Origin of the sequence: Kitasatospora sp. NPDC127067 (assembly GCF_042724755.1) — a bacterium.
Taxonomy (GTDB): Bacteria; Actinomycetota; Actinomycetes; order Streptomycetales; family Streptomycetaceae; genus Kitasatospora; species Kitasatospora lactacystinica.
Window position 1 is genome coordinate 15,025 of the sequence record NZ_JBHXEM010000051.1, and the last position, 24,587, is coordinate 39,611.

Consider the following 24,587-nt stretch of genomic DNA (forward strand, 5'->3'; position numbering starts at 1 on the left):
GAGCAGCAGCGCGCCCCGCCGGGACAGCGTCCGGCGGGGGCGGGAGCCGGATATACCGGCGGGGCCAGTGGGGTCGGCGGGGCCGGACGGCGGGGCGTTCAGAGCCGGACCACCCCGGAGACCGGCATGGCGGTGACGCTCTCGTAGCGGACCTTGGCTCCCGGGCGGGGGGCGTGCACGATCACGCCGCCGCCGGCGTACATGCCGACGTGGTGCATGTCCCGGTAGAAGATCACCAGGTCTCCCGGTCGCGCTTCGGACAGGCTGACCCGCTGCCCGGCGTACGCCTGGGCCTGCGAGGTGCGCGGCAGGGTCACTCCGGCCTGCCGCCAGCTGTAGTACATCAGACCGGAGCAGTCGAACGCGTACGGGCCGGTGGCCCCGTAGACGTACGGGGAGCCGATCATCCGCACCGCGGCGGCCAGCGCGGCGGCCCCGCGCTCGGAGGCGGGCGGGGCGGTGCCGAGGTCCAGCCGGTCGGTGCCCCGGGTGGCGCGCTGCTCGGCGTCCCGGGCGTCCTGGACCGTCAGCCGGGCCCGCTCGGCGGCGCCCAGACCGTTCAGCAGCTTCTGCGCCCTGGCCAGCCGCTGCTGGATCTGCTGCTTGCTGTCGGCGAGCGAGCGGCGGGTCCGGTCCAGCTCGTCGAGCTTGCCGGCCGCCTCGGTCCGGCGCTGGTCGAGCCGGCGCTGCTGGGCGACCAGCTCGTGCAGGGTCTCCTGCTGGCGCGCGGCGGCCTGGCCCAGGGCGCGGGCGCGGGACAGGTAGCCCTCCGGGTCGGGCGAGAGGATGAGCTGGGCGGTCTGGGTCATCCCGCCGCCGCGGTACTCGGCCCCGGCCACCGTCGCGAGGTCGCCCCGCAGCCCGTTGAGCTGGTCCTGGGCCACGGCGATCTCGCCCTGGAGGATCGTGGTCTCGCCCTGGAGCCGCCGCTGGGCCTCCTGCGCCGCGTTGGCCTTCTCGGACGCCTGCTCGGCCTCGTCGTACAGCTGTTCCACCTGCGTCTTGACGTCCTGGCGGTCGCCCGGGTCGGGGCTGCCGGGGGCGGCCTGGGCGCTGCCTCCGGCGGCCACACCCAGGGCGGTGGCGGCGGCCGCGGTCAGCACCAGCGCCCGGGCGAGCAGTTGGGAACGGCGGTGCACGGGCATGGCGGCAGCGGCTCCAATCCTGCGGCGCGGCTCCCGCCGCCGCACCAGGACGGGCGGCCGTCGAGCGGGAGTCCGGTGGCAGACGTTAGCGAGTCAGGGCAAGCGAGTCCAAACCCCTGCCAACCCGAATATTCAGGCTGTTGTCGGACATTTGATCGGCCCTCGGGAAAAGCCGCAGGAAAAACCGCAGGCCCGGCCTCCCCTGGGGGAGGCCGGGCCTGGAAGCGTCCGGGCGGTGATCAGACCCGCACGATGGAGGCCAGCGGCATGTTGGTGACGGCCTCGTAGCGCACCGACGCGCCCGGCTTGGGCGCGTGCAGCACCTGGCCGTTGCCCGCGTAGATGCCGACGTGGTGGGCGTCGGTGTAGAAGATCAGCAGGTCGCCGGGCTGGGCCTGGGAGATGTCCGAGCCGATCCGGGTGCCGGCCGAGGCCTGCGCCTGCGAGGTGCGCGGCAGCGACACGCCCGCCTGGTTGAACGCCCAGACCATCAGGCCGGAGCAGTCGAAGGAGCCCGGGCCGGTGGCGCCCCAGACGTACGGGCTGCCGATCTTGGAGGCGGCGGCCGAGAGCGCGGCGGCACCGCGCGAGCTGCCCGGGGCCACCTTCACCGGGGAGGAGGCGGTCGAGCCGGCCGAGGCGGTCGAGCCGGCCGCGAGGTCGCCGCGGCTGTTGTCGCGGGAGGCGCGGTCGGCCTGCTGCTGCTGGGCCTGCGCGGCGTCGGCCTTGGCCTTGGCGTCGGCCGCGGCCTTCTCCTCGGCCTGGCGCAGCGCCTGGCGCTCCTGCTCGGTCAGCGTGTTGAGCAGGTCCTGGGCCGCCTTCAGCTTGCCCTGGACCTCCTCCTTGGAGGCCTTCAGCTGCTGGGTGGTCGACTCCAGCTCGGCGAGCTTGCCCTGGGCCTCGTTGCGGTCCTGGTCGAGCTTGCGCTGCTGCTCCTGGAGCTCCTTCAGCTGACCCTTCTGGGTGCTGCCGGCCTGGTTCAGCGCGTCGGCCTGGCTGAGGAAGGTGTCCGGGCTGGAGGAGAACATCAGCTGGACGGTCGGGGATATGCCCCCGTTGCGGTACTGCTCGCCGGCGATCTCGGCCAGGCCGCCCTGGAGCTCGGTGACCTGGGCCTGCTGACGGGCCACCTGGTCCTGCATGCCGGAGACCTGCTTCTCCAGCTCCTGCTGCTTGGCCTGGGCCGCGTTGTAGTTCTCGGTCGCGATCTCGGCCTGCTCGTTGAGCTGGTCGACCTGCCCCTTGACCTGTTCCTTGGTCGGCTGCGGGTCGGCGTGGGCGCCTTGCGCGGAGAGGACGACGGCTGCCGCGGCGACACCGGTCAGGATCGAGACCCGGGCGCGGCCTGCGGGCTTGGGACGACGATGGGACGCCACGAAGGCGGACTCCTTCTTCCTACGTCCGCCTACCGGGTGAGCTGACGGGTTCGGGCCGGAAGCATGCCCTACGACGCCTCACGGCCGTTCCATCGGCCGACCTGGCGTCGATTCACCCCGGAGGAACGTGGTTCCCCGGCTCCGCTCCGCAGCGCCCCCAAACCACTGGGCTCCCCTGTCGGGCAGTCGCTTCGACCTGCCCCGCTGCCTCACGAACTCGACGGTAACCACCGCCGCCACCCTGGCTGGGCGATCGACAGTGCGGTGGTTCAGGGCACGACCCTAGTAACTGAACCGTGATCCGTTCAAATCCTTGTCAGAAAAAAGACCGAAGATTTCCCAAGTTCTTCTGTGAAAATGACCGATGGTGACCACTGGCACACAGAAGGCTGATCAGTTCTCAGCATGTGGCCGCGAAGGGGCGGAAAGCCGAACGCCACCCCCGCACGAGGGGTGGCGCTTTTCACAGCCCCCGGAAGGGCCTCGCGGGCGTGTCGGGCCGTCAGACCCGGCGGATGGTGTTGATCGACATCGCGTCGGCCTTCATCACCTTCACCACGTCACCGGTGTGCGGCGCGTGGACCACCATGCCGTTGCCGATGTACATCCCGACGTGGTGCATGTCGTTGCCGTAGACCACCAGGTCGCCCGGCTGGGCCTGGTCCAGCGAGGGCACCCGGGTGCCGTAGTGGCCCTGCTCCTGCGAGGTGCGCGGCAGCGAGACGCCCGCCTGCCCGTACGCCCAGACCATCAGGCCCGAGCAGTCGAAGGTGGTCGAGCCGGTGGCGCCCCACACGTACGGCGAGCCCTGCTTGCTCATCGCCTTGGCCATCGCCACGGCCGCGTAGCCGCTGGCCGGCGGCAGGCTGCTGAGGTCGACCCGGTCGCTGCCGCGCGAGGCGCGGTCGTCCTGCGCCTGCTGGGCCTTCAGCGCGGCGCGGTCGGTGGCGCTCAGCGAGTTCAGCAGGTCCTGGGCGGCCTTCAGCTTGGTGTTGACGTCCGCCTTGGCCTGGTTCAGGTCCTTGGTGGTGGTGTCCAGCGAGGCGAGCACGGCGGAGGCCTCGACCTTCTCCTGGTCCAGCCGGCGCTGCTGGTCCAGCAGCCCCTTGAGCGCCTCGGCCTGACTGCTGCTGGCCTGCTGAACGGTGGAGGCCTTCTCCAGGTAGCCGGACGGGTCGGAGGTGAGCATCAGCTGGACGGACGGGTCGATGCCGCCGGTGCGGTACTGCTCCCCCGCCACCTCGGCGAGACCGCCCTGGAGCTGGGTCATCTGCTCCTGGCTGCGGGCCACCTGGTCCTGCAGCTGGTCGGCCTGCTTGCGCAGCTGGTCGGCCCGCTCCTTGGCGCCGTTGTACTTCTCCGCCGCCTGCTCCTGCTCCTCCTGGAGCTGGTCGATCTGCGCCTTGACATCCGTTTTGTTCGGCTGCGGCGCGGCGTGCGCGGCCACCTGGGCGGAGAGGGCGACCGCGGTCGCAGCAGCAGCGGTGAGCACGGAGATCCGCGCGCGGCTCGGCTGCTTGGGACGGCGGTGGGAGGCCAAGGGTCCTGCTCCTTCTTCCAACGGACTCACCTGATGGGATGAGATTCCGGAAAATAGGTTTGACGCCAGACCCTAGTGAAGATCTATCCGTTTTGCCACTCCCCCGTAGGTGTGAACTCCGGTCCGCACACTGACGACACGGGACCCGCACACCACCCCGGAACCACTCCTGACCAGGCATCGCACGGCCGCTCGGGATCAGGGGCGCGCCAGCCGGTTCAGCAGCAGCACCGAGGCCACGGGGCGCGCGCCCGCCTTCCGCACGCCGTCCGCGACCTCCCGGTCGGTGGACACCACCACCACCGGACGGCCCTGCGGCTCGGCCCGCACCAGACGGCGGATCAGCTCGTCGGCCGTCTCCCCGGTCCGGCTGAACCGCACCCGGACCCCGCGCGGCGGCGCCATGATCACCGGGACGTCGAGGTCCTGCCCGTCGAACACGCAGGTGACCTCCGCCTGGGTGCGCTGCGCCAGCATCGCCAGCCCGCCCAGCAGCCGGATCCGCTGCTGCTCCAGCGGCAGCGTCGGATAACCGGTCTTGGTCACGTTGTAGCCGTCCACCACCAGGTGCACCTGGGGGATCGCCAGCAGCTGGTCCAGCAGCGCCGGATCGTCCTCGGCCAGCCCGCGCCGGGCCACGTCGTGGGGCGAGGCCGCCCCCGGCACCACCGCCTCCACCAGGTCCGCCGGGCGGATCTGGGAGACCGGCAGCGCCAGCTCCCGCTGGAGCCCCTGGGCCGACTGCAGCACGGTGTCCAGCAGCAGCCGCAGCCGCATGTCCTCGACGCTGCGCCCCTCACGGGCCGACCGGCGGCCCTGCTCGACCGCGTTCTCCAGCTCCGAGACCCGGTGCCTGAGCCTGCGCGCCTCGGTCTCGGCCGCACCGCGCTCGGCCGCGGCCTGCGCCTTCAGCGCTTCCAGCTCGCCGGCCACCCTGCGGGTCTCGGCCTGCGCCCGGCGGGTGTCGCTCTCCAGCGACCGCACCTTCTTGCGCAGCGACTCGGCCTCCTTGCGGACGCCGTCCGACTCGGCCCGCTGCCGGTCCACGTCAGCCCGCGCGGAGGCCCGCACCTCGGCCAGCTCCGCCTGCAGCTTCTCCGCCAGCCGGGCCGACTCCGCGGCCGCGTCCTCGGCACCGGCCCGCTCGGCCTCCTCGCCGGCCTCGGCCACCAGCCGGCTCCAGCCCGCCGAACGCACCAGGTAGGCGGCGGCCGCGACGTCCATCGGATCGGCGGCGCTCGGGACGGTGCCCGACTCCAGCGCCTTCACCAGGTCCGGCTGCCCGAGGCGCAGCCGCTCCGCTATCCGCACCCGGAAGGCCGGCTCCGCCTCCAGGGCCGCCGCCAGCGCGGTGGCCGCGTACTTGGCCCGCCGCGCCGGGGTGAACTTCACGTACTGACGCAGGCTCTGCGGGAGCTCGCCCGCCGGCAGCCCGCCGAGCGCGTCCGAGGCCAGCCCGACCACTCGCCGGCGCACGCCCTCGGGCAGCGGCCGGTCGAGCTTCTCGACGGCGTGCTCCGCCGCGGGCTCGGAGGAGTCGTTCGCCGCCCCGGCCGCCGCCCCGGCCCGGGCCTCGGCCGCAGCGGGCTGAAGCCCCTGGGCTTCGCCGGGCTCCTTCGCTGCGTCCACCACGTCCTCGGCTCCGATCCTGGTCCAGCGGGGCACGGCCGCGACCTCCCCCTGTCGTCACGCTCCGTGCGTCTTGTTCTGCATTGTCCCGTGCGGCGCGGGTGGGCGCGCCGCGCACCCACCCGCCGCGGCGGCGGGGATCAGCCCTGCTCGGTGGGGGCCTGCGCCCCCTCCGCACCCGGGCGGGCCACCAGCTCGACCTGGTCCACCGCGTTGCACCAGCGGCAGCGCACCGACTCGATGGTCTCGCTCAGCACCTCGGTCTCCTCGACCCTGGACTCGCCGGCCAGGTCGAAGTGCAGGAACTCGGTCACCCGCGCGGTGCGGGTCACGTCGAAGCGGGTGAGGTTGCCGCACAGGGTGCAGCGCCAGCGCGTCTCGGCGGTCAGGGCGGGGACGGTCATCGGGGGTCCTCTCGGGTGGTCCCTTCGTGGGCTAGGCGCTCCCCCCGGAGCCCCGGCATCGGCGGCGGGAGGCGGGAATGCCCGCCCCAAGCCTATTGCCTGGGGCAACCATCGCGGCCACCGGTTGCCCGAACACCCGGACTGGTCCACCTGCCGTAAACCGCCGTGTCACCTGCGGCGCCCGGAGGGATGCTTGGCCGCATGGCGCTCGCGGTCCCCGACGACACCGCCGCCCGGGGCGGCCGCCCGGCCGCGACCGTCCCGGCGGTCAGCTACGCCCTGATCGCACTCAACACCCTGGTCTTCCTGCTCGGCCCGGCCGCCGGGCTCAACCCGCTGTACGGCACCGGCCGGGCCCGGGTCTGCGCGGAGCAGCGGTACGAGCAGCGCTGGGGCGCCGTCCCGGCCGAGGTGCTGGCCGGGCGGCCGCTGACCGCCGCGCAGCTGGCCGAGGCCCCCGACCCGGTCCCCGGCTGCCCGGCCGCCCCGACCCCGGGCAAGCACCCGGCCCTGTCCGTCCTCACCGGCCTCTTCCTGCACGCCGGCTGGCTGCACCTGCTGGGGAACCTGCTCTTCCTCCAGGTCTTCGGCCCCACCGTCGAACAGCGGCTGGGCCGGGCCCGCTACGCCGTCTTCTACCTGGCCGCCGGCAGCCTGACCACGTACGGCTTCGCGCTCGCCGAGGCGCACTCGCCGAACTCCACCCGGGTGCTCATCGGGGCCTCCGGGGCGATCGCCGCCGCGCTCGGCGCCTATCTGCGCCTCCACCCCCGGGCCCGGGTCACCACCCTCGTCCCGCTGCTGCTGTTCCTGCCGCTGCGGTTCCCCGCCTGGCTGGTGCTCGGCCTCTGGTTCGCCCTGCAGTGGTGGTCGGTGCACTCGGCCGGGCCCGGGGTGGCGTACCTGGTGCACGTGATCGGCTTCTCGGCCGGGTTCCTCTACGCCTGCACCGTGGTTCGCCACCCCCCGCGACGACCCGGCCGACGCCCGATACGCTGGCGGCACCCCACAAAGGAGCCCGAACTGTGATCACCGCCATCGTCCTGATCAAGACCAGTGTCGACCGCATCCCGGAGATCGCCGAATCCATCGCCGCCATCGACGGCGTCAGCGAGGTCTACTCGGTGACCGGGGGCTACAACCTGGTGGCGATGGTGCGGGTGCGCCGGCACGACGACCTGGCCGAGGTCATCCCGGGCCGGCTCAACAAGGTCCCGGGCGTGGCCCACACCGAGACCCAGATCGCCTTCCGCACCTACTCCCAGCACGACCTGGAAGCCGCCTTCGCCCTCGGCCTGGACGAGTAGCGCTCAGCCCTCGCGCCGGCTCCGGTCGATCTGCACGGTCGCGACGCAGCGACCGCCCTCGTTGCGGTAGTTCCAGGCCGCCCCGTCCGTGACCAGCTCCCGGACGGCGGTCAGGAAGCGGTCGACGTGCTCGTCCGGCGTCCCGGCGCCGAAGCTCACCCGGATCGCGTTCAGGCTGCGCTCGCCCGGCAGCGAGGGCTCCGGCGCGCCGCACTCGGACGGGGCGACGTCCTCGTCCCCGAGCAGCGTGCGCACCAGCGGGTGGGCACAGAACAGGCCGTCGCGCACCCCGATGCCGTACTCGGCGGACAGCGCGGCCGAGAAGTGCGAGCTGTTCCAGCCCCGGACGACGAAGGACAGCACGCCGACCTGGGCGGAGTCGGAGCCGAACAGGTTCAGCACCTTGACCTGCGGGATCCGCTCCAGCCCGGCCGTCAGCCGGGCGATCAGCTGCTGCTCGCGGGCCTCCAGCGCGTCGAACCCGGCCTCGGTCAGGGCCCGGCAGGCCGAGGCGATCGCGTAGGCGCCGATGACGTTCGGCGAGCCGGCCTCGTGCCGGGCCGGGCCGGTGTGCCACTGCACGGCCACCGAGCCGTCGCTCTCCCGGGCCACCGTCCGGGTCGCCCCGCCGCCGGCCAGGTACGGCTCGGCCGCGTCCAGCCAGTCCGCCCGGCCGGCCAGCACCCCGGCGCCGAACGGCGCGTAGATCTTGTGGCCGGAGAAGGCGATCCAGTCGACGTCCAGCTCGCGGACCGAGACCCGGTGGTGCGGCGCCAGCTGGGCGGCGTCCAGCACCACCCGGGCGCCGTGCCGGTGCGCGGTCCGGGTCAGCTCGGCGACCGGCCACAGCTCGCCGGTCACGTTGGAGGCGCCGGTGACGCAGAGCAGCTTGGGGCCCTCGGGCGCCCCGGCGAGGGCGGCGTCCAGCGCGGCCACCGCCTCGGCCCGGGAGCGCGGCGCCCGCAGGTAGGTGACGCCCAGTCCGGCGTGCGCCCAGGGCAGCAGCGAGGCGTGGTGCTCGGTCTCGAAGGCGAACACCCGGGTGCCGGCCGGAACGGCCGCGGCCAGCAGGTTGAGCGAGTCGGTGGTGGCCCGGGTGAAGACCACCTGGTCGCCCTCGCGCAGGTCGAGGAACTCACCGACGGTGCGGCGGCTCTGCTCGAACAGGTCGGTGGACAGCTGGGAGAGGTACCCGGCCCCGCGGTGGACGCTGCCGTAGTACGGCGCGTAGGCGGCGACGTCGTCCCACACCCGCTGGAGCGCCGGGGAGCTGGCCGCGTAGTCCAGCGCCGCGTAGCCGACCTTCTCACCGTTGGCGAGCGGGACCTGGACGTCGGCGCCGAGGACGGCGAGCGGGGCGCAGGTCTCGGTGGTGGCGAGAGGGGACATGAGGATGCACTCCTTCAGGGGTGAGGGACCCCGGGAGTGCTAGTCGTCGGGCGTCCGCGCTTGTCGCACGGACGGCTTGCCGTGACGACCCGGTCCTCACCCAGGGCACCCCGCCACGGACGGAGGGTTGCCGGACAGCCAGCTGGGGCTTCGCACTGTCACTCATGACCTGGCCAAGACTCTAGGCCGCGTCCATCGGGTGGTCAAACGGGCATCCAGCATCCGGACAGCGCGGGAGCCCGTGCCGGCGTTCCGGCACGGGCTCCCCAACTACCGCCTCAGATCCGGCTGGTGGCCTCCGACCAGCGTCGCAGCAGGTCCTGCGCGGCACCGGAGTCGATCGCCTCCGCGGCCCGCTCCATGCCGGCCGCCAGCTGCTCGGCGAGCGGCGCCTCGCCGAGGTCCAGCGCGACCAGCGCCGCCGCCGTGTTCAGCAGGACGGCGTCCCGCACCGGCCCGTGCTCCCCCGCCAGCAGCCGCCGCGCGACCTCGGCGTTGTACGAGGCGTCCGCCCCGCGCAGCGCCTCGATGCCGACCAGCTCGATGCCGACGTCCCGCGGGTCGAAGGTGGTCTCGGTGACCACCCCGTCGCGCACCAGCCAGACCTGCGAGGTGGTGGTGATGGTCAGCTCGTCCAGCCCGTCGTCGCCGCGGAAGACCAGCGCCGTCGCGCCCCGTTCGGCCAGCACCCCGGCGATCAGCCCGGCCAGCCGGGTGTCGAAGCAGCCGATGGCGTGCGCGGTGACCTTGGCCGGGTTGGTGAGCGGGCCGAGGATGTTGAAGGAGGTCGGCACCCCGAGGTCGCGCCGCGCGGTGGCGGCGTGCCGCATCGAGGGGTGGAACTTGGCCGCGAAGCAGAAGGTGAGACCGACCTCCTCGGCCACCTCGGCGACCCGCTGCGAGGAGAGGTCCAGCGCCACCCCGAGCTTCTCCAGCACGTCCGAGGAGCCGCTGGCGGAGGAGGCCGACCGGTTGCCGTGCTTGACCACCTTGGCGCCGGCGGCCGCCGCGACGATCGCCGACATGGTGGAGATGTTGACGGTCTTCGCCCGGTCCCCGCCGGTGCCGACGATGTCCACCGCCGGTCCGGGGATCTCCAGCGGCTCGGCGTGCTCGTACATCGCGTCGACCAGGCCGGCGATCTCCTCGACCGACTCGCCCTTGGCCCGCAGCGCGATCATGAACCCGGCCACCTGCACGGGGGACGCCTCGCCGCTCATGATCCGGTCCATCGCCCACGCGGTGGACGCGCGGTCGAGGTCCTCCCCCTGCAGCAGCGCGGCCAGGAGGTCCGGCCAGGTGCGGATCACCTGCGCGGGGTCGCTACCGCCGTTCGCAGGGTTCACGTTCACCATGGCTGACTCCAGCTGTTTGTCGGTTCCCCACTCCGGGGGGACGTCCGTACGGATGGAGCCAGCCTATCGAGCGAAGGGGCCGCTTCTACCCCTCTCTTTTCCAGTTGCCGGGGGGGAATTCAGCGGACGACCGGAGTCCGCTTCGCCAGCCGCGCCCGCAGCAGGGTGGCGACCGCCCCGGCCAGCGCCACCGGCTCCACCGGGCGGGAGATGGCCGCGTCCGCCCGGCTCCAGGCGGCGAGCCAGGAGTCCTGCGGCCGGCCGATCAGCACCAGCACCGGCGGGCAGCCGTAGATCTCGTCCTTGAGCTGGCGCCCGAGCCCCAGCCCCCCGGCCGGAACGGCCTCGCCGTCCAGCACGCAGAGGTCCACGCCCCCCTTCTCCAGTGCCTTGAGCACCGCGGGGGTGGTCGCGCACTCCAGGTAGGACAGTTCCGGAAGATCCTCGGCGGGCCGACGGCCGAGCGCCGTCAGCACCTGCTCGCGGGTGTTGCGGTCGTCGCTGTAGACGAGGACGGTGAGCGTCTCATCGGTCGTGTACGCCATGGGCCCTGCTCCCTCAAGTGTGATCCGGACCACGTTCGCCTGATCCGGATGCTACTCCCGATCACCCCCCGCCGAGTCCCCCTCGCGCACGATCCGTCCCGAGCCGCCGCGCCCCGGGCTCACCCGCCCGGAGGACGGCCCGTCACCCGATCCCGTCCAGTCCACCCGTACGGCCGACCCCGGGCCCGTCCCCTTACCCCCCACGGCTGGTCCGACCGTGCAGCGACGCGCCGGGCAACGGGGTCGCAGGCCCCTCCGAGGAACCATCAGAAAAGGGACACGCCGCTGCTCAACCCCCGTCCGGGCACCCCGGCACCCCCCAAGGGGGCATACCGCACGCACCGGACACTCCGAGGGACACCCCCCGACGTGAAGACGGAATAAGGGACCGACATAATGTCCGTCGTGGCGACAGCAACAGCAGTAGAAACCGGGCACGCGCACGGATCGGTCAACCGGCCGAACATGGTCAGCGTCGGAACGATCGTCTGGCTCAGTTCCGAGTTGATGTTCTTCGCGGCCCTCTTCGCGATGTACTTCACGCTCCGCTCCGTCAAGGGGCCGGAGTTCTGGACCGAGAAGGCCCACGCCCTCAACGTGCCCTTCTCCTCGGTCAACACCACGATCCTGGTGCTCTCCTCGCTCACCTGCCAGCTCGGCGTGTTCGCTGCCGAGCGCGGTGACGTGAAGAAGCTCCGGGCGTGGTTCATCCTCACGTTCGCCATGGGCGCGGTCTTCATCGGCGGCCAGGTCTTCGAGTACACCGAGCTGGTCAAGAAGGACGGCCTGTCGCTGTCCTCCGACCCGTACGGCACGGTGTTCTACCTGACCACCGGCTTCCACGGGCTGCACGTGACGGGTGGTCTGATCGCCTTCCTGCTGGTCCTGGGACGGACGTACGCAGCCAAGCGCTTCACGCACGAGCAGGCCACCGCGGCGATCGTCGTGTCGTACTACTGGCACTTCGTCGACGTCGTGTGGATCGGCCTGTTCGCGACCATCTACCTGATCAAGTAACCAGCTGATCAGGTCGCTGGCCACCGGCTGCGGCCCCCGCCCTCACCGGCGACGGGCCGCTTCTGCCGGTGCCGACGCTCCCACCGACCGACCGCGCGCGCAGCCCTAGACAGGCAGCCTCGTGCCGGCCAGACCGGCCGCCGGGTGCACCCACCAGTCGACCAGATCCTGACACCGGGGTTATTCCGTGAAAAAGCTCTCCGCACGACGGCGCCACCCATTGGCGGCGCTGGTCGTCCTACTTCTCGCCCTGGCGGCAACCGGGGGGCTGTACGCCGCGTTCGCGCCCGCCGACAAGGCGCAGGCCGACGTCGCCGCGCAGTCGCTCGCGATCGATGAGGGCAAGAAGCTCTTCGCCGTCGGCTGCTCCTCCTGCCACGGCATGAACGGCCAGGGCAGCAGTGACGGTCCGAGCCTGGTCGGCGTCGGCTCCGCCGCTGTCGACTTCCAGGTCGGCACCGGCCGCATGCCCGCCCAGCAGCCCGGCGCCCAGGTCCCGCGCAAGAAGAACATCTACTCGCAGGCCGAGATCGACCAGCTCGCCGCCTACGTCGCCTCGCTCGGTCCCGGCCCGGTGACCCCGACGGAGGAGCAGTTCACCTCGACCAACCCCGAGGACATCTCCAAGGGTGGCGAGCTGTTCCGCACCAACTGCGCCCAGTGCCACAACTTCGCCGGCCAGGGTGGTGCCCTGACCAAGGGCAAGTACGCCCCGTCGCTCGAGGGCGTGGACGCCAAGCACATCTACGAGGCCATGCAGACCGGCCCGCAGAACATGCCGTCGTTCCCGGACACCACCATGCCCGAGGAGCAGAAGAAGCAGATCGTGGCCTTCGTCCGCCACACCACCAACGATGAGCCCAACCCCGGCGGTCTCACCCTGGGCAGCCTCGGTCCGGTGACCGAGGGCCTGTTCGGCTGGATCTTCGGCCTCGGCACGCTCATCGCGGTCGCGATCTGGGTCGCCGCCCACACCACCAAGGCCAAGAAGTCATGAGCCACGACATGTCAGAAGAGAAGCTCCCGGAGCCGCACGGCTCCGCCGGCGAGGTGGCCGACCACGGCAGCCCGTTCGCCGACCCGGGCCTGCCGGCCCACGAGCCCCGGCGCACCGACATCGACGAGCGGGCCGCCCAGCGCGCCGAGCGCCAGGTCTCGCTGATGTTCGTGATCTCGATGCTCGCCACCGTGGGCTTCATCGCCTCGTACGTGGCCATCGACCCGGACAAGATCGTCTACATCTTCCCGCTCGGTCACGTCAGCGCGCTGAACTTCGCGCTCGGCCTGACCCTGGGCATCGCGCTGTTCATGATCGGCGCGGGTGCGGTCCACTGGGCCCGCACCCTGATGTCGGACGTCGAGCTGCCGGCCGAGCGTCACCCGATCGAGGCGTCCGACGAGGTCCGCGCGGACGTCATCGAGCAGTTCAAGACCGGCGCCGCCGAGTCCGGCTTCGGCCGCCGCAAGATGATCCGCAACACCCTGATCGGCTCCATGGCGCTGGTCCCGCTCTCCGGCGTGGTCCTGCTCCGTGACCTTGGCCCGCTTCCCGAGAAGAAGCTCAAGGAGACCGGTTGGAAGGAGGCGACCGAGGCCAAGCCGCTGCCGCTGATCAACATGAACACGCTGCAGCCGATGAAGCCCGAGGACATCGTCATCGGCTCGCTCACCTTCGCCATGCCGGAGGGCCTGTCCACGCACAGCGAGGACTTCCAGCAGCGGATCGCCAAGGACGCCCTGATGCTGGTCCGCATCGCGCCCGAGGACATCAAGGACGAGAAGTCCAAGGAGCTCGGCTTCGAGGGCATCCTCGCCTACTCCAAGATCTGCACCCACGTCGGCTGCCCGATCAGCCTGTACGAGCAGCAGACCCACCACGCGCTCTGCCCCTGCCACCAGTCGACCTTCGACCTGGCGGACGGCGCCCGCGTGATCTTCGGCCCGGCCGGTCACCCGCTGCCGCAGCTGAAGATCATCACTGACGAGAAGGGCAACCTGGTCGCCACCGGCGACTTCGCGGAGCCCGTCGGCCCGAGCTACTGGGAGCGTGCTCGATGAGTAGCGCGAGCAGCACCACGACCGGTGCCGCCAAGCCCTCCAGCACGCGTGAAAAGCCCGCCAACAAGTGGGAAGCCGCGGCTGACTGGACGGACGGCCGGCTGGGGATCTACTCCCTCGCCAAGGCCAACCTGCGGAAGATCTTCCCGGACCACTGGTCCTTCATGCTGGGCGAGATCTGCCTCTACACCTTCGTCATCATCATCCTGACCGGCGTCTACCTGACGCTGTTCTTCAAGCCCTCGATGGCCGAGGTCGTCTACGACGGCTCGTACGTGCCGCTCAAGGGCATCCCGATGTCGGAGGCCTACGCCTCCACGGTGGACATCAGCTTCGAGGTCCGCGGCGGTCTGCTGATCCGCCAGATCCACCACTGGGCCGCCCTGGTCTTCGTGGCCGCGATGCTCGTGCACATGATGCGCGTGTTCTTCACCGGCGCGTTCCGCAAGCCGCGTGAGATCAACTGGGTCTTCGGCTTCCTGCTGCTGGTCCTGGGCATGTTCGACGGCTTCTTCGGCTACTCCCTGCCGGACGACCTGCTGTCGGGCACCGGTATCCGCTTCATGGAAGGCGCGATCCTCGCCGTCCCGCTGATCGGCACCTACGTCCAGATGTTCCTGTTCGGGGGCGAGTTCCCCGGCCACGACATCGTGCCGCGCTTCTTCACGATCCACGTGCTGCTGATCCCGGGCATCATGCTCGGCCTGCTGGTGGCGCACCTGATCCTGGTCTTCTACCACAAGCACACCCAGTGGGCGGGCCCGGGCAAGACCGAGAAGAACGTCGTCGGCATGCCGCTGATGCCGGTCTACATGGCCAAGGCCGGTGGCTTCTTCTTCCTGGTGTTCGGCCTCATCGCCGTCGTCTCGGCGATCGCCACGATCAACCCGATCTGGGCGTACGGCCCGTACCGTCCGGACCAGGTCTCCACGGACGCCCAGCCCGACTGGTACATGGGCTTCTCCGAGGGTCTGATCCGTGTCATGCCGGGCTGGGAGATCAGCGTCTGGGGCGGCCACACCCTCAACCTGGGTGTCATGATCCCGCTGGCGATCTTCCCGCTGGTCCTGGTCTCGATCGCGGTCTACCCGTTCATCGAGAGCTGGATCACCGGCGACAAGCGCGAGCACCACATCCTGGACCGCCCGCGCAACGCTCCGGTCCGCACCGCCCTGGGTGCCGCCTGGATCAGCCTCTACCTGGTGCTGCTGATGGGTGGTGGCAACGACCTGTTCGCCACCCACCTGCACCTGTCGATCAACTCGATCACCTACTTCGTCCGCGTCGGCTTCTTCGTCGTCCCGGTCGTCGTCTTCATCATCACCAAGCGCTGGTGCCTCGGCCTCCAGCGCCGTGACAAGGAGAAGGTGCTGCACGGCCGCGAGACGGGCGTCATCAAGCGCCTGCCGCACGGCGAGTTCATCGAGGTGCACGCCCAGCTGCCGCAGAAGGACCTGTTCAAGCTCACCGCGCACGACCAGAACCAGCCGGTCGAGCTGCCGGCCCAGACGGACGAGAACGGCGTGGCCCGCAAGGCCGGCGTCCTCACCCGCACCCGGGCCAAGCTCTCCCGCGGCTTCTACGGCGAGGGCAGCCAGATCCCCAAGCCGACCGCCGAGGAGCACCACGAGATCACCAGCGGCCACGGCCACCACTGATCCCGTAAGCGCCACCGCGCCACCCCGAGGGCCGCTGACCAGAGTTCTTCTGGTCAGCGGCCCTCGGGCGTGTCCGGCGGCTTTCCCGTACCCGCCCGCCGCGCCACCAGGAGCCCCCGTGCAGCTGTCCGTCGACCCCGCCTCGGCCACTCCCCCGTACGAGCAGATCCGCGCCCAGATCGCCGACCGGGCCCGCTCCGGCGAGCTGCCGACCGGGCTGCGGCTGCCCACCGTCCGGGCCCTGGCCGAGGAGCTGGGGCTGGCCGCCGGCACCGTCGCCCGGGCCTACCGCGAGCTGGAGGCGGACGGCGTGGTGGAGACCCACGGCCGGCGCGGCACGCTGATCGCCGCCACCGGGGACGCCGCCCACCGGCTGACCGCCGAGGCCGCCGCCGAGTTCGCCGCCCGGGCGAGCCGCCTGGGCGTCTCCCGCTCGGACGCCCTGGCCGCCGTGGACACCGCTCTGCGGCTGGCCTTCCCGGAGGGCTGACGGGCCCCTCCCGGGCCCGTCAGAGGTCGGGGCGGATCATCCCCGCGGCGGGGGCCTGGGAGGGCGGTGCGGTGGTGCTGACGGGCTGTCCCGAGGCGCTGTGCTTGACCCAGTCCGTCCAGGCGACGTTCCAGTCCCCGAAGCCGTTGCCGAAGGACTCCATCGCGCCGCCCCGGCTGTTCACCACCGTCACCAGGTCCCCGACCCGGGTGTGCTGGTAGAACCACTCGGCGTTGCCGGTGCTCATGCCGGTGCAGCCGTGGCTGACGTTCTCGATGCCCTGCGAGCCGACCGACCAGGGCGCCGCGTGGACGTACTCGCCGCTCCAGGTCACCCGGGTGGCCCACTTCACGTCGAGGTCGTACGACTCCGTGCTGCCAGCGGCTATGCCGATGGTCTCGCCGTTCATCCGGACCGACCGCTCCTGGCCGAGCACCACCTTGACGCCGTTGCGGGTGTCGAAGCCGGGCTTGCCGGTGGTGACCGGGATGGTCTTCAGCACCTCGCCGTCGCGCTTCAGGGTGAGCTCGTGGGCGGACGCGTCGATCACCGACTCCACCCGCTCGCCGATCCGCAGCTTCAGCGAGCTGCGGTCACCGCCGTAGAGGCCCTCCGCGATCCGGCTGCCGGTGCCGTCGAAGGCCAGCGAGACGGCCGTGCCGGCCGGCCAGTAGGCCTCCGGGCGGAAGTGCAGGTTCTTGTCGTCCACCCAGTACCAGGCCCCGGTGACGACGGGCTGGGAGCCGACGGTCAGGGCCCGCTCGACCTCCTGGCGGGCCTGCGGGTCCGTCACCGCCTCGGAGAGCTGCACGGTGAGCGGCTGGCCCACCCCGTAGACGCCGGTGCCGGAGGAGTCAGGGCCGAGCTTGGCGGTCAGCAGGCGCTGGGCGGCGACGGTGCTGAAGCGCGCGGTGGTGTCGCCGCGGCCGCCCCTGCCGTCGTCGGCGGAGATCCGCACCGTGTACGCGGTCGAGGCCTTCAGCCGTCCGGTGGTCTGCCAGCTGCGCTGGTCCTCCGCGAGCTTCCCGGCGACCACCCGGCCGTCCGGGCCGACCACGGTGACGTCGGTGAGCGTGCTGCCCTGGACGGCGCTCACGGTGACCGGCTGCGCGGGATCGGCCTTGCCGTCCGCCGAGAGGTGGACCAGCGGGGCCGCGTCGATCCGGTGCGGCCCGACGGGCTCGTCGCCCCCGGCCGTGCAGGCGGCCAGCGGGGCCAGCACTGCGAGGGCCAGCGAGATGCCGCCTAGAGCTGCGATTCCACGCCTGTCGGCCATGACCGCCTCCGAGGGTTCGCACGATTGCTCAGATCGTAGGAACGCCCCCCGGTGAAGCGACATTCGAGGGACTCCCGGTTCACCCACCGGAGTGAGGCCGTCATCCCGGGGACGCAGCAGGGCCGGTCCCCCCGTGCGGGAGGACCGGCCCTGGTGCCGGAGGCGGGAACCTACTGGTTCTGGTTCTCGCCCCGGTAGAACTCGAAGACCCATCCGAAGATGCCGATCATGATGATCGGGGCGGCCCAGAACATCAGCCACCAGCCGAAGATCACGCCCAGGAAGGCGAGCGCGCCACCGAGCGCCAGCGAGAGCGGCTGCCAGCTGTGCGGGGCGAAGAAGCCCAGCTCGCCGGAGTCGTCCGCGACCTCGGCCTCGGGGTTGTCACCCGCGCCGCTGTCCACCCGGCGGGCGGTGAAGGCGAGGTAGTACCCGATGAAGGCGCACAGGCCGAAGGCCAGGAACAGCGCGGTGGTACCGGCCGCCTCGATGCCCTTGTCCGAGTGGTTGGTCCACAGGCCGTAGGTCACGGCCATGGCCAGCACGAAGACCGACAGGCCCAGGAAGATCTTTCCCTGTTCCTTCATCAGGCGTCACCCTCCTTGTTGCCCTTGCCCAGCTTCGGGGCGTCGTACTTCGCCGGGGTCACACCGGCGAGGTGCTTGGCCGGCTCGCCGTGGTTCTCCAGGTAGTCCAGCGCGGCGATCTCCGGGTGGTGGAGGTCGAAGGCCGGGGATTCGGAGCGGATCCGCGGGAGGGTGAGGAAGTTGTGCCGCGGCGGCGGGCAGGAGGTCGCCCACTCCAGCGAGCGGCCGAAGCCCCACGGGTCGTCCACGGTGACCTTCTCGCCGTACTTGGCGGTCTTCCAGACGTTGTAGAGGAACGGCAGGATCGACAGGCCGAGCACGAAGGACCCGATGGTCGAGACGGTGTTCAGGGTGGTGAAGCCGTCCGAGCTCAGGTAGTCGGCGTAGCGGCGGGGCATGCCCTCCGCGCCGAGCCAGTGCTGCACCAGGAAGGTGGTGTGGAAGCCGAAGAACAGCGTCCAGAAGGTGATCCTGCCGAGGCGCTCGTCCAGCATCTTGCCGGTCATCTTCGGCCACCAGAAGTGGAAGCCGGCGAACATCGCGAACACGACGGTGCCGAAGACCACGTAGTGGAAGTGGGCGACGACGAAGTACGAGTCCGAGACGTGGAAGTCGATCGGCGGGGAGGCCAGCAGAACACCGGTCAGACCACCGAAGAGGAAGGTGACCAGGAAGCCGACCGTCCAGAGCATCGGGGTCTCGAAGCTCAGCGAGCCCTTCCACATGGTGCCGACCCAGTTGAAGAACTTCACACCGGTCGGGACCGCGATCAGGAAGGTCATGAACGAGAAGAACGGCAGCAACACCTGCCCGGTGACGTACATGTGGTGCGCCCACACCGTCACGGACAGACCGGCGATCGCGATGGTGGCCGCGACCAGACCGGAGTAACCGAACATCGGCTTGCGGCTGAAGACCGGGATGATCTCCGACACGATGCCGAAGAACGGCAGCGCGATGATGTACACCTCGGGGTGGCCGAAGAACCAGAAGAGGTGCTGCCACAGCAGGGCCCCGCCGTTGGCCGGGTCGAAGACGTGGGCACCGAACTTGCGGTCCGCCTCCAGGGCGAACAGCGCGGCGGCCAGCACCGGGAAGGCCAGCAGGACCAGCACCGAGGTCAGCAGGACGTTCCAGACGAAGATCGACATCCGGAACATCGTCATGCCCGGAGCGCGCATGCAGATGATCGTGGTGATGAAGTTGACCGCGCCGAGGATCGTGCCGAAGCCGGAGAAGGCCAGACCCATGATCCACATGTCGCCGCCGATGCCGGGCGAGTGCACCGCGTCGGACAGCGGGGAGTAGGCGAACCAACCGAAGTTGGCGGCGCCGTTCGGGGTCAGGAAGCCCGCCACCGCGATGGTCGAGCCGAAGAGGTACAGCCAGTACGCGAACATGTTCAGACGCGGGAACGCCACGTCCGGGGCGCCGATCTGGAGCGGCATGATCCAGTTCGCGAAGCCGGCGAAGAGCGGCGTCGCGAACATCAGCAGCATGATCGTGCCGTGCATCGTGAACGCCTGGTTGAACTGCTCGTTCGACAGGATCTGGGTCCCGGGACGAGCCAGCTCGGCACGCATGACCAGGGCGAGGATGCCACCGATCAGGAAGAAGGCGAACGACGTGCCCAGGTACAGCGTGCCGATCGTCTTGTGGTCAGTGGTGGTCAACCACTTGATGATGGTCGAACCCGGCTTGCGGGTCCGCTGCGCCCCGACCGTGACGGCCTCGGCGCCCCCGCCGGCCGCGGCGGGCTCGTTGAGGATTGTCACTTCTCTTCACTTCCCATGGTGATCAGGCCGGAGGGCACCGCACCGTTCTGGCCCTTGGCGCGAAGCTCGGCCAGGTGCTTGTCGTAGTCGGCGCGGTCGACGACCTTGACGTTGAACAGCATGCGCGAGTGGTCGACGCCGCAGAGCTCGGCGCACTTGCCCATGTACTCGCCCTTGACGGTCGGCGTGACCTCGAACTTGTTCACCACGCCCGGCACGACGTCCATCTTCATCAGGAAGTTGACGGGCCAGAAGTCGTGGATGACGTCACGCGAGGTGAGGCGGAACTGAACCGACTCGTTGACCGGCAGCCAGAGCGTCGGAGCGTCCTTGGGCGTACCGACCTCGTACGCGGCGTCCCGGTTGGCCGGGTCGGGAGTCTCGGTGTTCTCGTAGTTGAACGCCCAGCTCCACTGGAAACCGACCACGTTGACGTAGTGCTGCGGCTTCTCGGAGGTGGAGGTCAGCTTCGCCTCGTCGCGGGCGACGAAGTAGAAGAGGACCGAGACGATGATGATGGGGACCGCGGTGTAGAGCGCCTCGATGGGCACGTTGTACCGGGTCTGCGGAGGGATCTCCACACCGGTGCGCTTGCGCCGGTGGAAGATCACGCTCCAGATGATCAGACCCCACATCAGTACGCCGACCACCAGCGCCGCGATCCAGGAGCCCTGCCACATCTGGAGGACCAAGGGCCCTTCCTGGGTGACGGGACTCGGGAGGCCAAGCCTGGGGAGGTCGTTGGCCGAGCAGCCGGTGGCGGTCGCGATGACGAGGCCCAGTGCCAGCGCCTGAGGCAGCTTCCGCCGCATCGTGCGCCGCGGCGAGCGGTCGGAGCCGTTGGGACTCACGTAGCGCCTTCCCGAAGTCTCGCCCGCCTTCGCGTCGCCCCGGGGAGGAGTGTGAGCCTCCCCGGCGACCCGTCCACGGGCACGGTTTGAATGCTTATGCGGGCCAAACCCTACTCCAGCCTTATGCGCTCCTGACGGGCAGCCCCCGGTAACGCGCCGCCCGCTAGCCCGATCAGGCCCGGTGGGGGCTGCGTCGCAGGTCATCGTAGGCATTCGAGGTCCGTACGCCCGATCGGGGGATGACCTCGGACGACGCCCGTGACGGCCCGTCGGACGCGGACGAAGCGGACATTCGGGATGATCGACTGACGGCGGGTGAGCCGTGCGAGGGGCCCCGGACACCGGCCGGGTGTGCGTTAAATGTCACCGTGTACTTCGACGCGGCCTCGACGGCCCCTCTGCACCCCGTCGCGCGGCAGGCGCTGACCGCCGCCCTGGACGAGGGCTGGGCCGATCCGGCCCGGCTCTACCGCTCCGGCCGACAGGCCCGGATGCTGCTGGACGCCGCCCGCGAGACGGTGGCCGCGGTGCTGGGCACCCGGGCGGACGAGATCGCCTTCACCGCGAGCGGCACCCAGGCCGTCCAACTCGGCCTGCTGGGCGCGCTGGCCGGGAACCGGCGGCGCGGCGGCCACTTCACGCACTCCGCGGTGGAGCACTCCAGCGTGCTGCACGTCGCGGAACGCCACCTGGCGGGCGGGGGCGAGGTCTCGGTGGCGCCGGTGGACCGCGGCGGCCGGGCCGATCCGGCGGCCTTCGGGGCGCTGCTGCGCCCGGACACCGCGCTGGCCGCGCTGCAGAGCGCCAACCACGAGGTCGGCACGGTGCAGCCGGTCGGCGAGGTCGCCGAGCTGTGCGCCGCGGCCGGCGTCCCGCTGCTGGTGGACGCGGCGCAGAGCGCCGGGCGGGTGGACGTCCCGGCGGGCTGGTCGCTGCTGACCGCGAGCGCCCACAAGTGGGGCGGCCCGCCCGGGGTCGGGGTGCTGGCGGTGCGCAAGGGCGTCCGGTACGCCTCGCCGCTGCCGGCCGACGAGCGCGAGGGCGGCCGGGTGCCCGGCTACGTCAACGTCCCCGCGATCGTGGCCGCGGCCGCCTCGCTGCGCGCCGTACGGGCCGAGGCCGAGCGGGAGAACAGCCGGCTGCACGCGCTGGTGGAGCGGATCCGCACCCGGGTGCCCCAGCTGGTGCCCGAGGTCGAGGTGGTCGGCGACCCGGTGCGGCGGCTGCCGCACATCGTCACCTTCTCCTGCCTGTACGTGGACGGGGAGGTGCTGCTGACCGAGCTGGACCGGGCGGGCTTCGCGGTCTCCTCCGGCTCCTCCTGCACCTCGTCCACGCTGACGCCCAGCCACGTGCTGGCGGCGATGGGCGTGCTCACCGAGGGGAACGTGCGGGTCTCGCTGCCGTACGGGACGGCCGAGGCCGACGTGGAGCGCTTCCTCGCGGTGCTGCCGGACCTGGTGGCCGGCGTCCGGGCGCCGCTCGGGCTGGACCTGCCGGCGCCCGGGCCCGCGCCCGAACCCGAACCGGCGGCCCGGGAGTCGCTGCTGGTCATCGACGCGCTGGGCAAGCGCTGCCCGCTGCCGGTGATCGAGCTGGCGAAGCGGATCGGCGAGGTGCCGCTGGGCGGCACGGTCGCGGTGCTGGCGGACGACGAGGCTGCCCGGCTGGACATCCCGGCCTGGTGCGGGATGCGCGGGCAGGAGTACGCGGGCGAGGCCCCGGCCGCCGAGTACGGCGGCGACCGGGGCTCGGCCTACCTCGTGCTGCGTCGCTCCTGAGCGGGGCGGACTACTTGACCAGGTGCGCGCTGATCTCGGCGACCGCCTCGGCGCCGTAGGCCTCCTCGAAGCGCTTCAGGAAGGCGGCCGGGCGCAGCTCGTACTCCTGGGTGCCGACGGTCTCGATCACCAGGGTGGCGAGCATGCAGCCGAGCTGGGCGGAGCGCTCCAGGTCGAGGTCCCAGGACAGGCCGGCCAGGAAGCCGGCGCGGAAGGCGTCGCCGACGCCGGTCGGGTCGACCTTGGCCTCCTCCTTGGCGCAGCCGACCAGGATCGGCGCCTCGCCCTTGCGCTCGATCCGGACGCCCTTGCTGCCCAGGGTGGTGATCCGGGTGCCGACGCGGGTGAGCAGCTCCTCGGCGTCCCAGCCGGTCTTGCTCTCGATCAGCGCGGCCTCGTACTCGTTGGTGAAGAGGTACGCGGCGCCGTCCACGATCTCGCGGATGTCGTCGCCCTCCAGGCGGGCCAGCTGCTGGGAGGGGTCGGCGGCGAAGGCGTAGCCGCGGGTGCGGCACTCCTGGGTGTGGCGGACCATGCCCTGCGGGTCGTCGGCGCCGATCAGGACGAGGTCCAGGCCGCCGACGCGGTCGGCGATCGGCTTCAGCTCGATGTTGCGGGCCTCGGCCATGGCACCGGTGTAGAACGAGGCGATCTGGTTGTGGTCCTCGTCCGTGGTGCACATGAAGCGCGCGGTGTGCCGGGTCTCGGAGATGTGGACGGAGTCGCAGTCCACGTTGTTGCGCTCCAGCCAGCTGCGGTACTCGGCGAAGTCCGCGCCGGCGGCGCCGACCAGGACCGGGCGCAGGCCGAGCACACCCATGCCGAAGGTGATGTTCGGCGCGACGCCGCCGCGGCGGATGTCCAGGGTGTCGACCAGGAAGGACAGCGACACGGTGTGCAGCTGCTCGGCGACGAGCTGGTCGGCGAACCGGCCGGGGAACGTCATCAGGTGGTCGGTGGCGATCGAGCCGGCAACGGCGATACGCACGGAAGGTCTCCTCAGGATGGCTGCGGGGCCAACGGGCAGGCGGGGATGAACCCACCCACGGTACCCGGCCCCGGGGAGCGCCCAGGCAAGAGTGCCGCAAGTTGCCGCCCGCACGGCCATGGTGGCACCCGGGGCCCTCGAACGTGTACTACCTCCCGGTAGCACTGGTGGGCGGCCGGGTCCCTGCCTAGGGTCGGCCGTGGGGGCCCGTCGCGCGGGCCCCGCCGCCGACCGTGGCAGCGTGGCCACGGCCCTGGATCGGAGCGATGCCCGATGACGACCGACCACTGCTCCCCGCCCGTCCTGCGGACCGAGGACGGCGAGACGCTCGACGCCCTGGTGGACTCCTCCCGGCGGCTGCGCCGGTTCTGGCCGCTGCTCGCGGCCGGTCCGCAGCCCGCCACCCCCGCGCCGACCGGCTTCCGGGTCCCGTCCGGGGCGCAGCGGATGGTGGCCGGGATGGCCGAGTACGGCTTCTGAGCCCGCGCCGGAACGGATCCGACCGGTACGGAACCGGATCCGACCGGAGCACGTCACATCCGCGCGGAGCGGCGAGGAAGCGGCACCGCTGAACCCTCGGGAGGATGTGCAGATGGAACCGGAGACGATGCCCCGGCGCGGTCGGCGGGCGGTGGCCCTGGCGGGTCTGGCGCTGGCGGCGGTGATGACGGTGGCCGGCTGCGGCGGGGGCGGCAAGCCCGCCTCGGACGCGGCGGCGAGCGGCTCGGCCGCCGCGTCGGCCTCGGAGAGTGCCTCCCCGCAGGCCCCGACGGACTCCGCGAGCCCGTCCTCGGCGGCGCCGACCGGGAGTTCCTCCGGCGCCTCACAGCCGGCCCGGCCGCCGGGCGGCTTCACGCCCACCCCGGCCTCGCCCGCGCCCGGGCAGCCGGCCCCCGGCACTCCCCCGGGCAACGGGATCGCGGTGGGCGAGCCGAACCCGAACGGTTCGGGCGCGCCCGTCCGTCCGCCGGTCGCCTACCGGGTGGACGGCACCACCAAGCTGACCGTCTACTTCTTCGGCGGGGTCTGCACCACGTACACGCTGAAGGCGGACGAGTCCCAGCCGGGCCGGGTGGACGTGCTGGTCGTGCCGGGCCCGCCCACCGTCCAGCCCGGGCAGGTGTGCAACGCGCTGGCCAAGCGGCAGTCGGTCTCGGCCGACCTGCGCTCGCCGCTGGCCGGGCGGACCGTCGTCGACCGGACCAGCGGCCAGGAGCTGCCGCTGGAGGGCGACCCGCACATGGGGCCGGACCCGGTCGGCCCGGACGTCGCCGGACGGTAGACGTCCCCGCGGGCGCCGGGCGGCCCCGCGCGGGCGGGAAACGAGAAGGGGGGGCCCGGGGGGGTGCCGGGGGGGCGTTAGCGCGGGGGGGGAGGGGGAAGAGGGGCCGGGAGGGCAGGCTGGGGGGGGGGTGT

23 protein-coding genes and 2 riboswitches are annotated in these 24,587 nt (G+C 71.6%); of the genes, 10 read left to right on the top strand and 13 right to left on the bottom strand.

From position 1 onward, the window contains the following. Window positions 1-98: 98 nt before the first annotated feature. From ACFWJ4_RS21100 to ACFWJ4_RS21120, 5 genes are all read right to left on the bottom strand, one after another. Window positions 99-1,145 (bottom strand): NlpC/P60 family protein, encoded by a 1,047-nt coding sequence (locus ACFWJ4_RS21100; RefSeq protein ID WP_380545973.1) that lies wholly within the window; start codon window positions 1,143-1,145, stop codon window positions 99-101. A gap of 239 nt (window positions 1,146-1,384) precedes the next feature. Further along, window positions 1,385-2,521: an NlpC/P60 family protein gene (locus tag ACFWJ4_RS21105; protein WP_359897073.1), complete on the bottom strand. Its 1,137-nt coding sequence runs from the start codon at window positions 2,519-2,521 to the stop codon at window positions 1,385-1,387. A gap of 10 nt (window positions 2,522-2,531) precedes the next feature. After that, window positions 2,532-2,685, bottom strand: a riboswitch (cyclic di-AMP (ydaO/yuaA leader). Between the two features lie 338 nt (window positions 2,686-3,023). Continuing rightward, the gene (locus ACFWJ4_RS21110) at window positions 3,024-4,061 is read right to left on the bottom strand and encodes an NlpC/P60 family protein (RefSeq protein ID WP_359897070.1); all 1,038 of its coding nucleotides are present in this window, start codon (window positions 4,059-4,061) and stop codon (window positions 3,024-3,026) included. 198 nt (window positions 4,062-4,259) lie between these two features. Further along, window positions 4,260-5,726: an NYN domain-containing protein gene (locus ACFWJ4_RS21115; protein WP_380545975.1), complete on the bottom strand. Its 1,467-nt coding sequence runs from the start codon at window positions 5,724-5,726 to the stop codon at window positions 4,260-4,262. 104 nt (window positions 5,727-5,830) lie between these two features. Then, a complete protein-coding gene (locus ACFWJ4_RS21120) occupies window positions 5,831-6,094 on the bottom strand; it encodes a hypothetical protein (RefSeq protein ID WP_380545977.1) in 264 nt (87 codons plus the stop codon). A 201-nt stretch (window positions 6,095-6,295) separates the two neighbouring features. Here ACFWJ4_RS21120 and ACFWJ4_RS21125 point away from each other — a divergent pair, with 201 nt between their 5' ends. Both ACFWJ4_RS21125 and ACFWJ4_RS21130 read left to right on the top strand, forming a co-directional pair. Continuing rightward, the gene (locus ACFWJ4_RS21125) at window positions 6,296-7,123 is read left to right on the top strand and encodes a rhomboid family intramembrane serine protease (RefSeq protein WP_380545979.1); all 828 of its coding nucleotides are present in this window, start codon (window positions 6,296-6,298) and stop codon (window positions 7,121-7,123) included. Next, on the top strand, window positions 7,120-7,401 hold the full coding sequence (locus ACFWJ4_RS21130) for an Lrp/AsnC family transcriptional regulator (protein WP_049651832.1): 282 nt from the start codon (window positions 7,120-7,122) through the stop codon (window positions 7,399-7,401). The genes ACFWJ4_RS21125 and ACFWJ4_RS21130 overlap by 4 nt, the downstream gene beginning before the upstream one ends. A gap of 3 nt (window positions 7,402-7,404) precedes the next feature. Here ACFWJ4_RS21130 and ACFWJ4_RS21135 read toward each other — a convergent pair whose 3' ends face one another. The 3 genes from ACFWJ4_RS21135 to ACFWJ4_RS21145 form a co-directional block, all read right to left on the bottom strand. Then, on the bottom strand, window positions 7,405-8,790 hold the full coding sequence (locus tag ACFWJ4_RS21135) for an aminotransferase class V-fold PLP-dependent enzyme (RefSeq protein WP_380545981.1): 1,386 nt from the start codon (window positions 8,788-8,790) through the stop codon (window positions 7,405-7,407). 51 nt (window positions 8,791-8,841) lie between these two features. After that, window positions 8,842-8,960, bottom strand: a riboswitch (SAM riboswitch). A 108-nt stretch (window positions 8,961-9,068) separates the two neighbouring features. Continuing rightward, window positions 9,069-10,145 carry an anthranilate phosphoribosyltransferase gene (gene trpD / locus ACFWJ4_RS21140; RefSeq protein WP_380545983.1) on the bottom strand — a complete coding sequence of 359 codons (1,077 nt, stop codon included), beginning with the start codon at window positions 10,143-10,145 and terminating at the stop codon, window positions 9,069-9,071. Window positions 10,146-10,264: 119 nt separating this feature from the next. Then, window positions 10,265-10,690 carry a hypothetical protein gene (locus ACFWJ4_RS21145; protein ID WP_359897059.1) on the bottom strand — a complete coding sequence of 142 codons (426 nt, stop codon included), beginning with the start codon at window positions 10,688-10,690 and terminating at the stop codon, window positions 10,265-10,267. Window positions 10,691-11,086: 396 nt separating this feature from the next. On the opposite strand from ACFWJ4_RS21145, the gene ACFWJ4_RS21150 reads away from it, so the two are divergent. The 5 genes from ACFWJ4_RS21150 (at window position 11,087) to ACFWJ4_RS21170 (ending at window position 15,913) form a co-directional block, all read left to right on the top strand. Then, window positions 11,087-11,707, top strand: coding sequence for a heme-copper oxidase subunit III (locus ACFWJ4_RS21150; protein ID WP_049651835.1), 621 nt, complete (start codon window positions 11,087-11,089; stop codon window positions 11,705-11,707). A 187-nt stretch (window positions 11,708-11,894) separates the two neighbouring features. Continuing rightward, window positions 11,895-12,704 carry a c-type cytochrome gene (locus tag ACFWJ4_RS21155; protein ID WP_359897057.1) on the top strand — a complete coding sequence of 270 codons (810 nt, stop codon included), beginning with the start codon at window positions 11,895-11,897 and terminating at the stop codon, window positions 12,702-12,704. 8 nt (window positions 12,705-12,712) lie between these two features. Further along, window positions 12,713-13,765 (top strand): Rieske 2Fe-2S domain-containing protein, encoded by a 1,053-nt coding sequence (locus tag ACFWJ4_RS21160; RefSeq protein ID WP_380545985.1) that lies wholly within the window; start codon window positions 12,713-12,715, stop codon window positions 13,763-13,765. Beyond that, window positions 13,762-15,423 carry a ubiquinol-cytochrome c reductase cytochrome b subunit gene (locus ACFWJ4_RS21165; RefSeq protein WP_359897054.1) on the top strand — a complete coding sequence of 554 codons (1,662 nt, stop codon included), beginning with the start codon at window positions 13,762-13,764 and terminating at the stop codon, window positions 15,421-15,423. Before ACFWJ4_RS21160 ends, ACFWJ4_RS21165 begins: the two co-directional genes overlap by 4 nt. Before the next feature lie 118 nt (window positions 15,424-15,541). Further along, complete coding sequence (locus tag ACFWJ4_RS21170; RefSeq protein WP_359897052.1) at window positions 15,542-15,913, top strand: GntR family transcriptional regulator; 372 nt, start codon at window positions 15,542-15,544, stop codon at window positions 15,911-15,913. Window positions 15,914-15,932: 19 nt separating this feature from the next. Here ACFWJ4_RS21170 and ACFWJ4_RS21175 read toward each other — a convergent pair whose 3' ends face one another. From ACFWJ4_RS21175 to coxB, 4 genes are all read right to left on the bottom strand, one after another. Then, entirely contained in the window at window positions 15,933-17,189 is a 1,257-nt protein-coding gene (locus tag ACFWJ4_RS21175; protein ID WP_380545987.1) for an Ig-like domain-containing protein, read from the bottom strand. A 170-nt stretch (window positions 17,190-17,359) separates the two neighbouring features. Then, complete coding sequence (locus ACFWJ4_RS21180) at window positions 17,360-17,776, bottom strand: cytochrome c oxidase subunit 4 (RefSeq protein ID WP_359897049.1); 417 nt, start codon at window positions 17,774-17,776, stop codon at window positions 17,360-17,362. Then, entirely contained in the window at window positions 17,776-19,551 is a 1,776-nt protein-coding gene (gene ctaD, locus ACFWJ4_RS21185) for a cytochrome c oxidase subunit I (RefSeq protein ID WP_380545989.1), read from the bottom strand. Before ctaD ends, ACFWJ4_RS21180 begins: the two co-directional genes overlap by 1 nt. Then, window positions 19,548-20,402 (bottom strand): cytochrome c oxidase subunit II, encoded by an 855-nt coding sequence (gene coxB / locus ACFWJ4_RS21190; RefSeq protein WP_380545991.1) that lies wholly within the window; start codon window positions 20,400-20,402, stop codon window positions 19,548-19,550. The genes ctaD and coxB overlap by 4 nt, the downstream gene beginning before the upstream one ends. Window positions 20,403-20,770: 368 nt before the next feature. Between coxB and ACFWJ4_RS21195 the strand changes: the two genes are divergently transcribed. Continuing rightward, complete coding sequence (locus tag ACFWJ4_RS21195) at window positions 20,771-22,183, top strand: cysteine desulfurase/sulfurtransferase TusA family protein (protein WP_380545993.1); 1,413 nt, start codon at window positions 20,771-20,773, stop codon at window positions 22,181-22,183. 10 nt (window positions 22,184-22,193) lie between these two features. Here ACFWJ4_RS21195 and ACFWJ4_RS21200 read toward each other — a convergent pair whose 3' ends face one another. Further along, window positions 22,194-23,171 carry a carbohydrate kinase family protein gene (locus ACFWJ4_RS21200; RefSeq protein ID WP_380545995.1) on the bottom strand — a complete coding sequence of 326 codons (978 nt, stop codon included), beginning with the start codon at window positions 23,169-23,171 and terminating at the stop codon, window positions 22,194-22,196. Between the two features lie 273 nt (window positions 23,172-23,444). On the opposite strand from ACFWJ4_RS21200, the gene ACFWJ4_RS21205 reads away from it, so the two are divergent. Together ACFWJ4_RS21205 and ACFWJ4_RS21210 are read left to right on the top strand one after the other, a co-directional pair. After that, window positions 23,445-23,651, top strand: a complete 207-nt coding sequence (locus ACFWJ4_RS21205) for a hypothetical protein (RefSeq protein ID WP_380545997.1) — start codon at window positions 23,445-23,447, stop codon at window positions 23,649-23,651. 112 nt (window positions 23,652-23,763) lie between these two features. Continuing rightward, complete coding sequence (locus ACFWJ4_RS21210; RefSeq protein WP_380545999.1) at window positions 23,764-24,453, top strand: hypothetical protein; 690 nt, start codon at window positions 23,764-23,766, stop codon at window positions 24,451-24,453. Window positions 24,454-24,587: the final 134 nt, after the last annotated feature.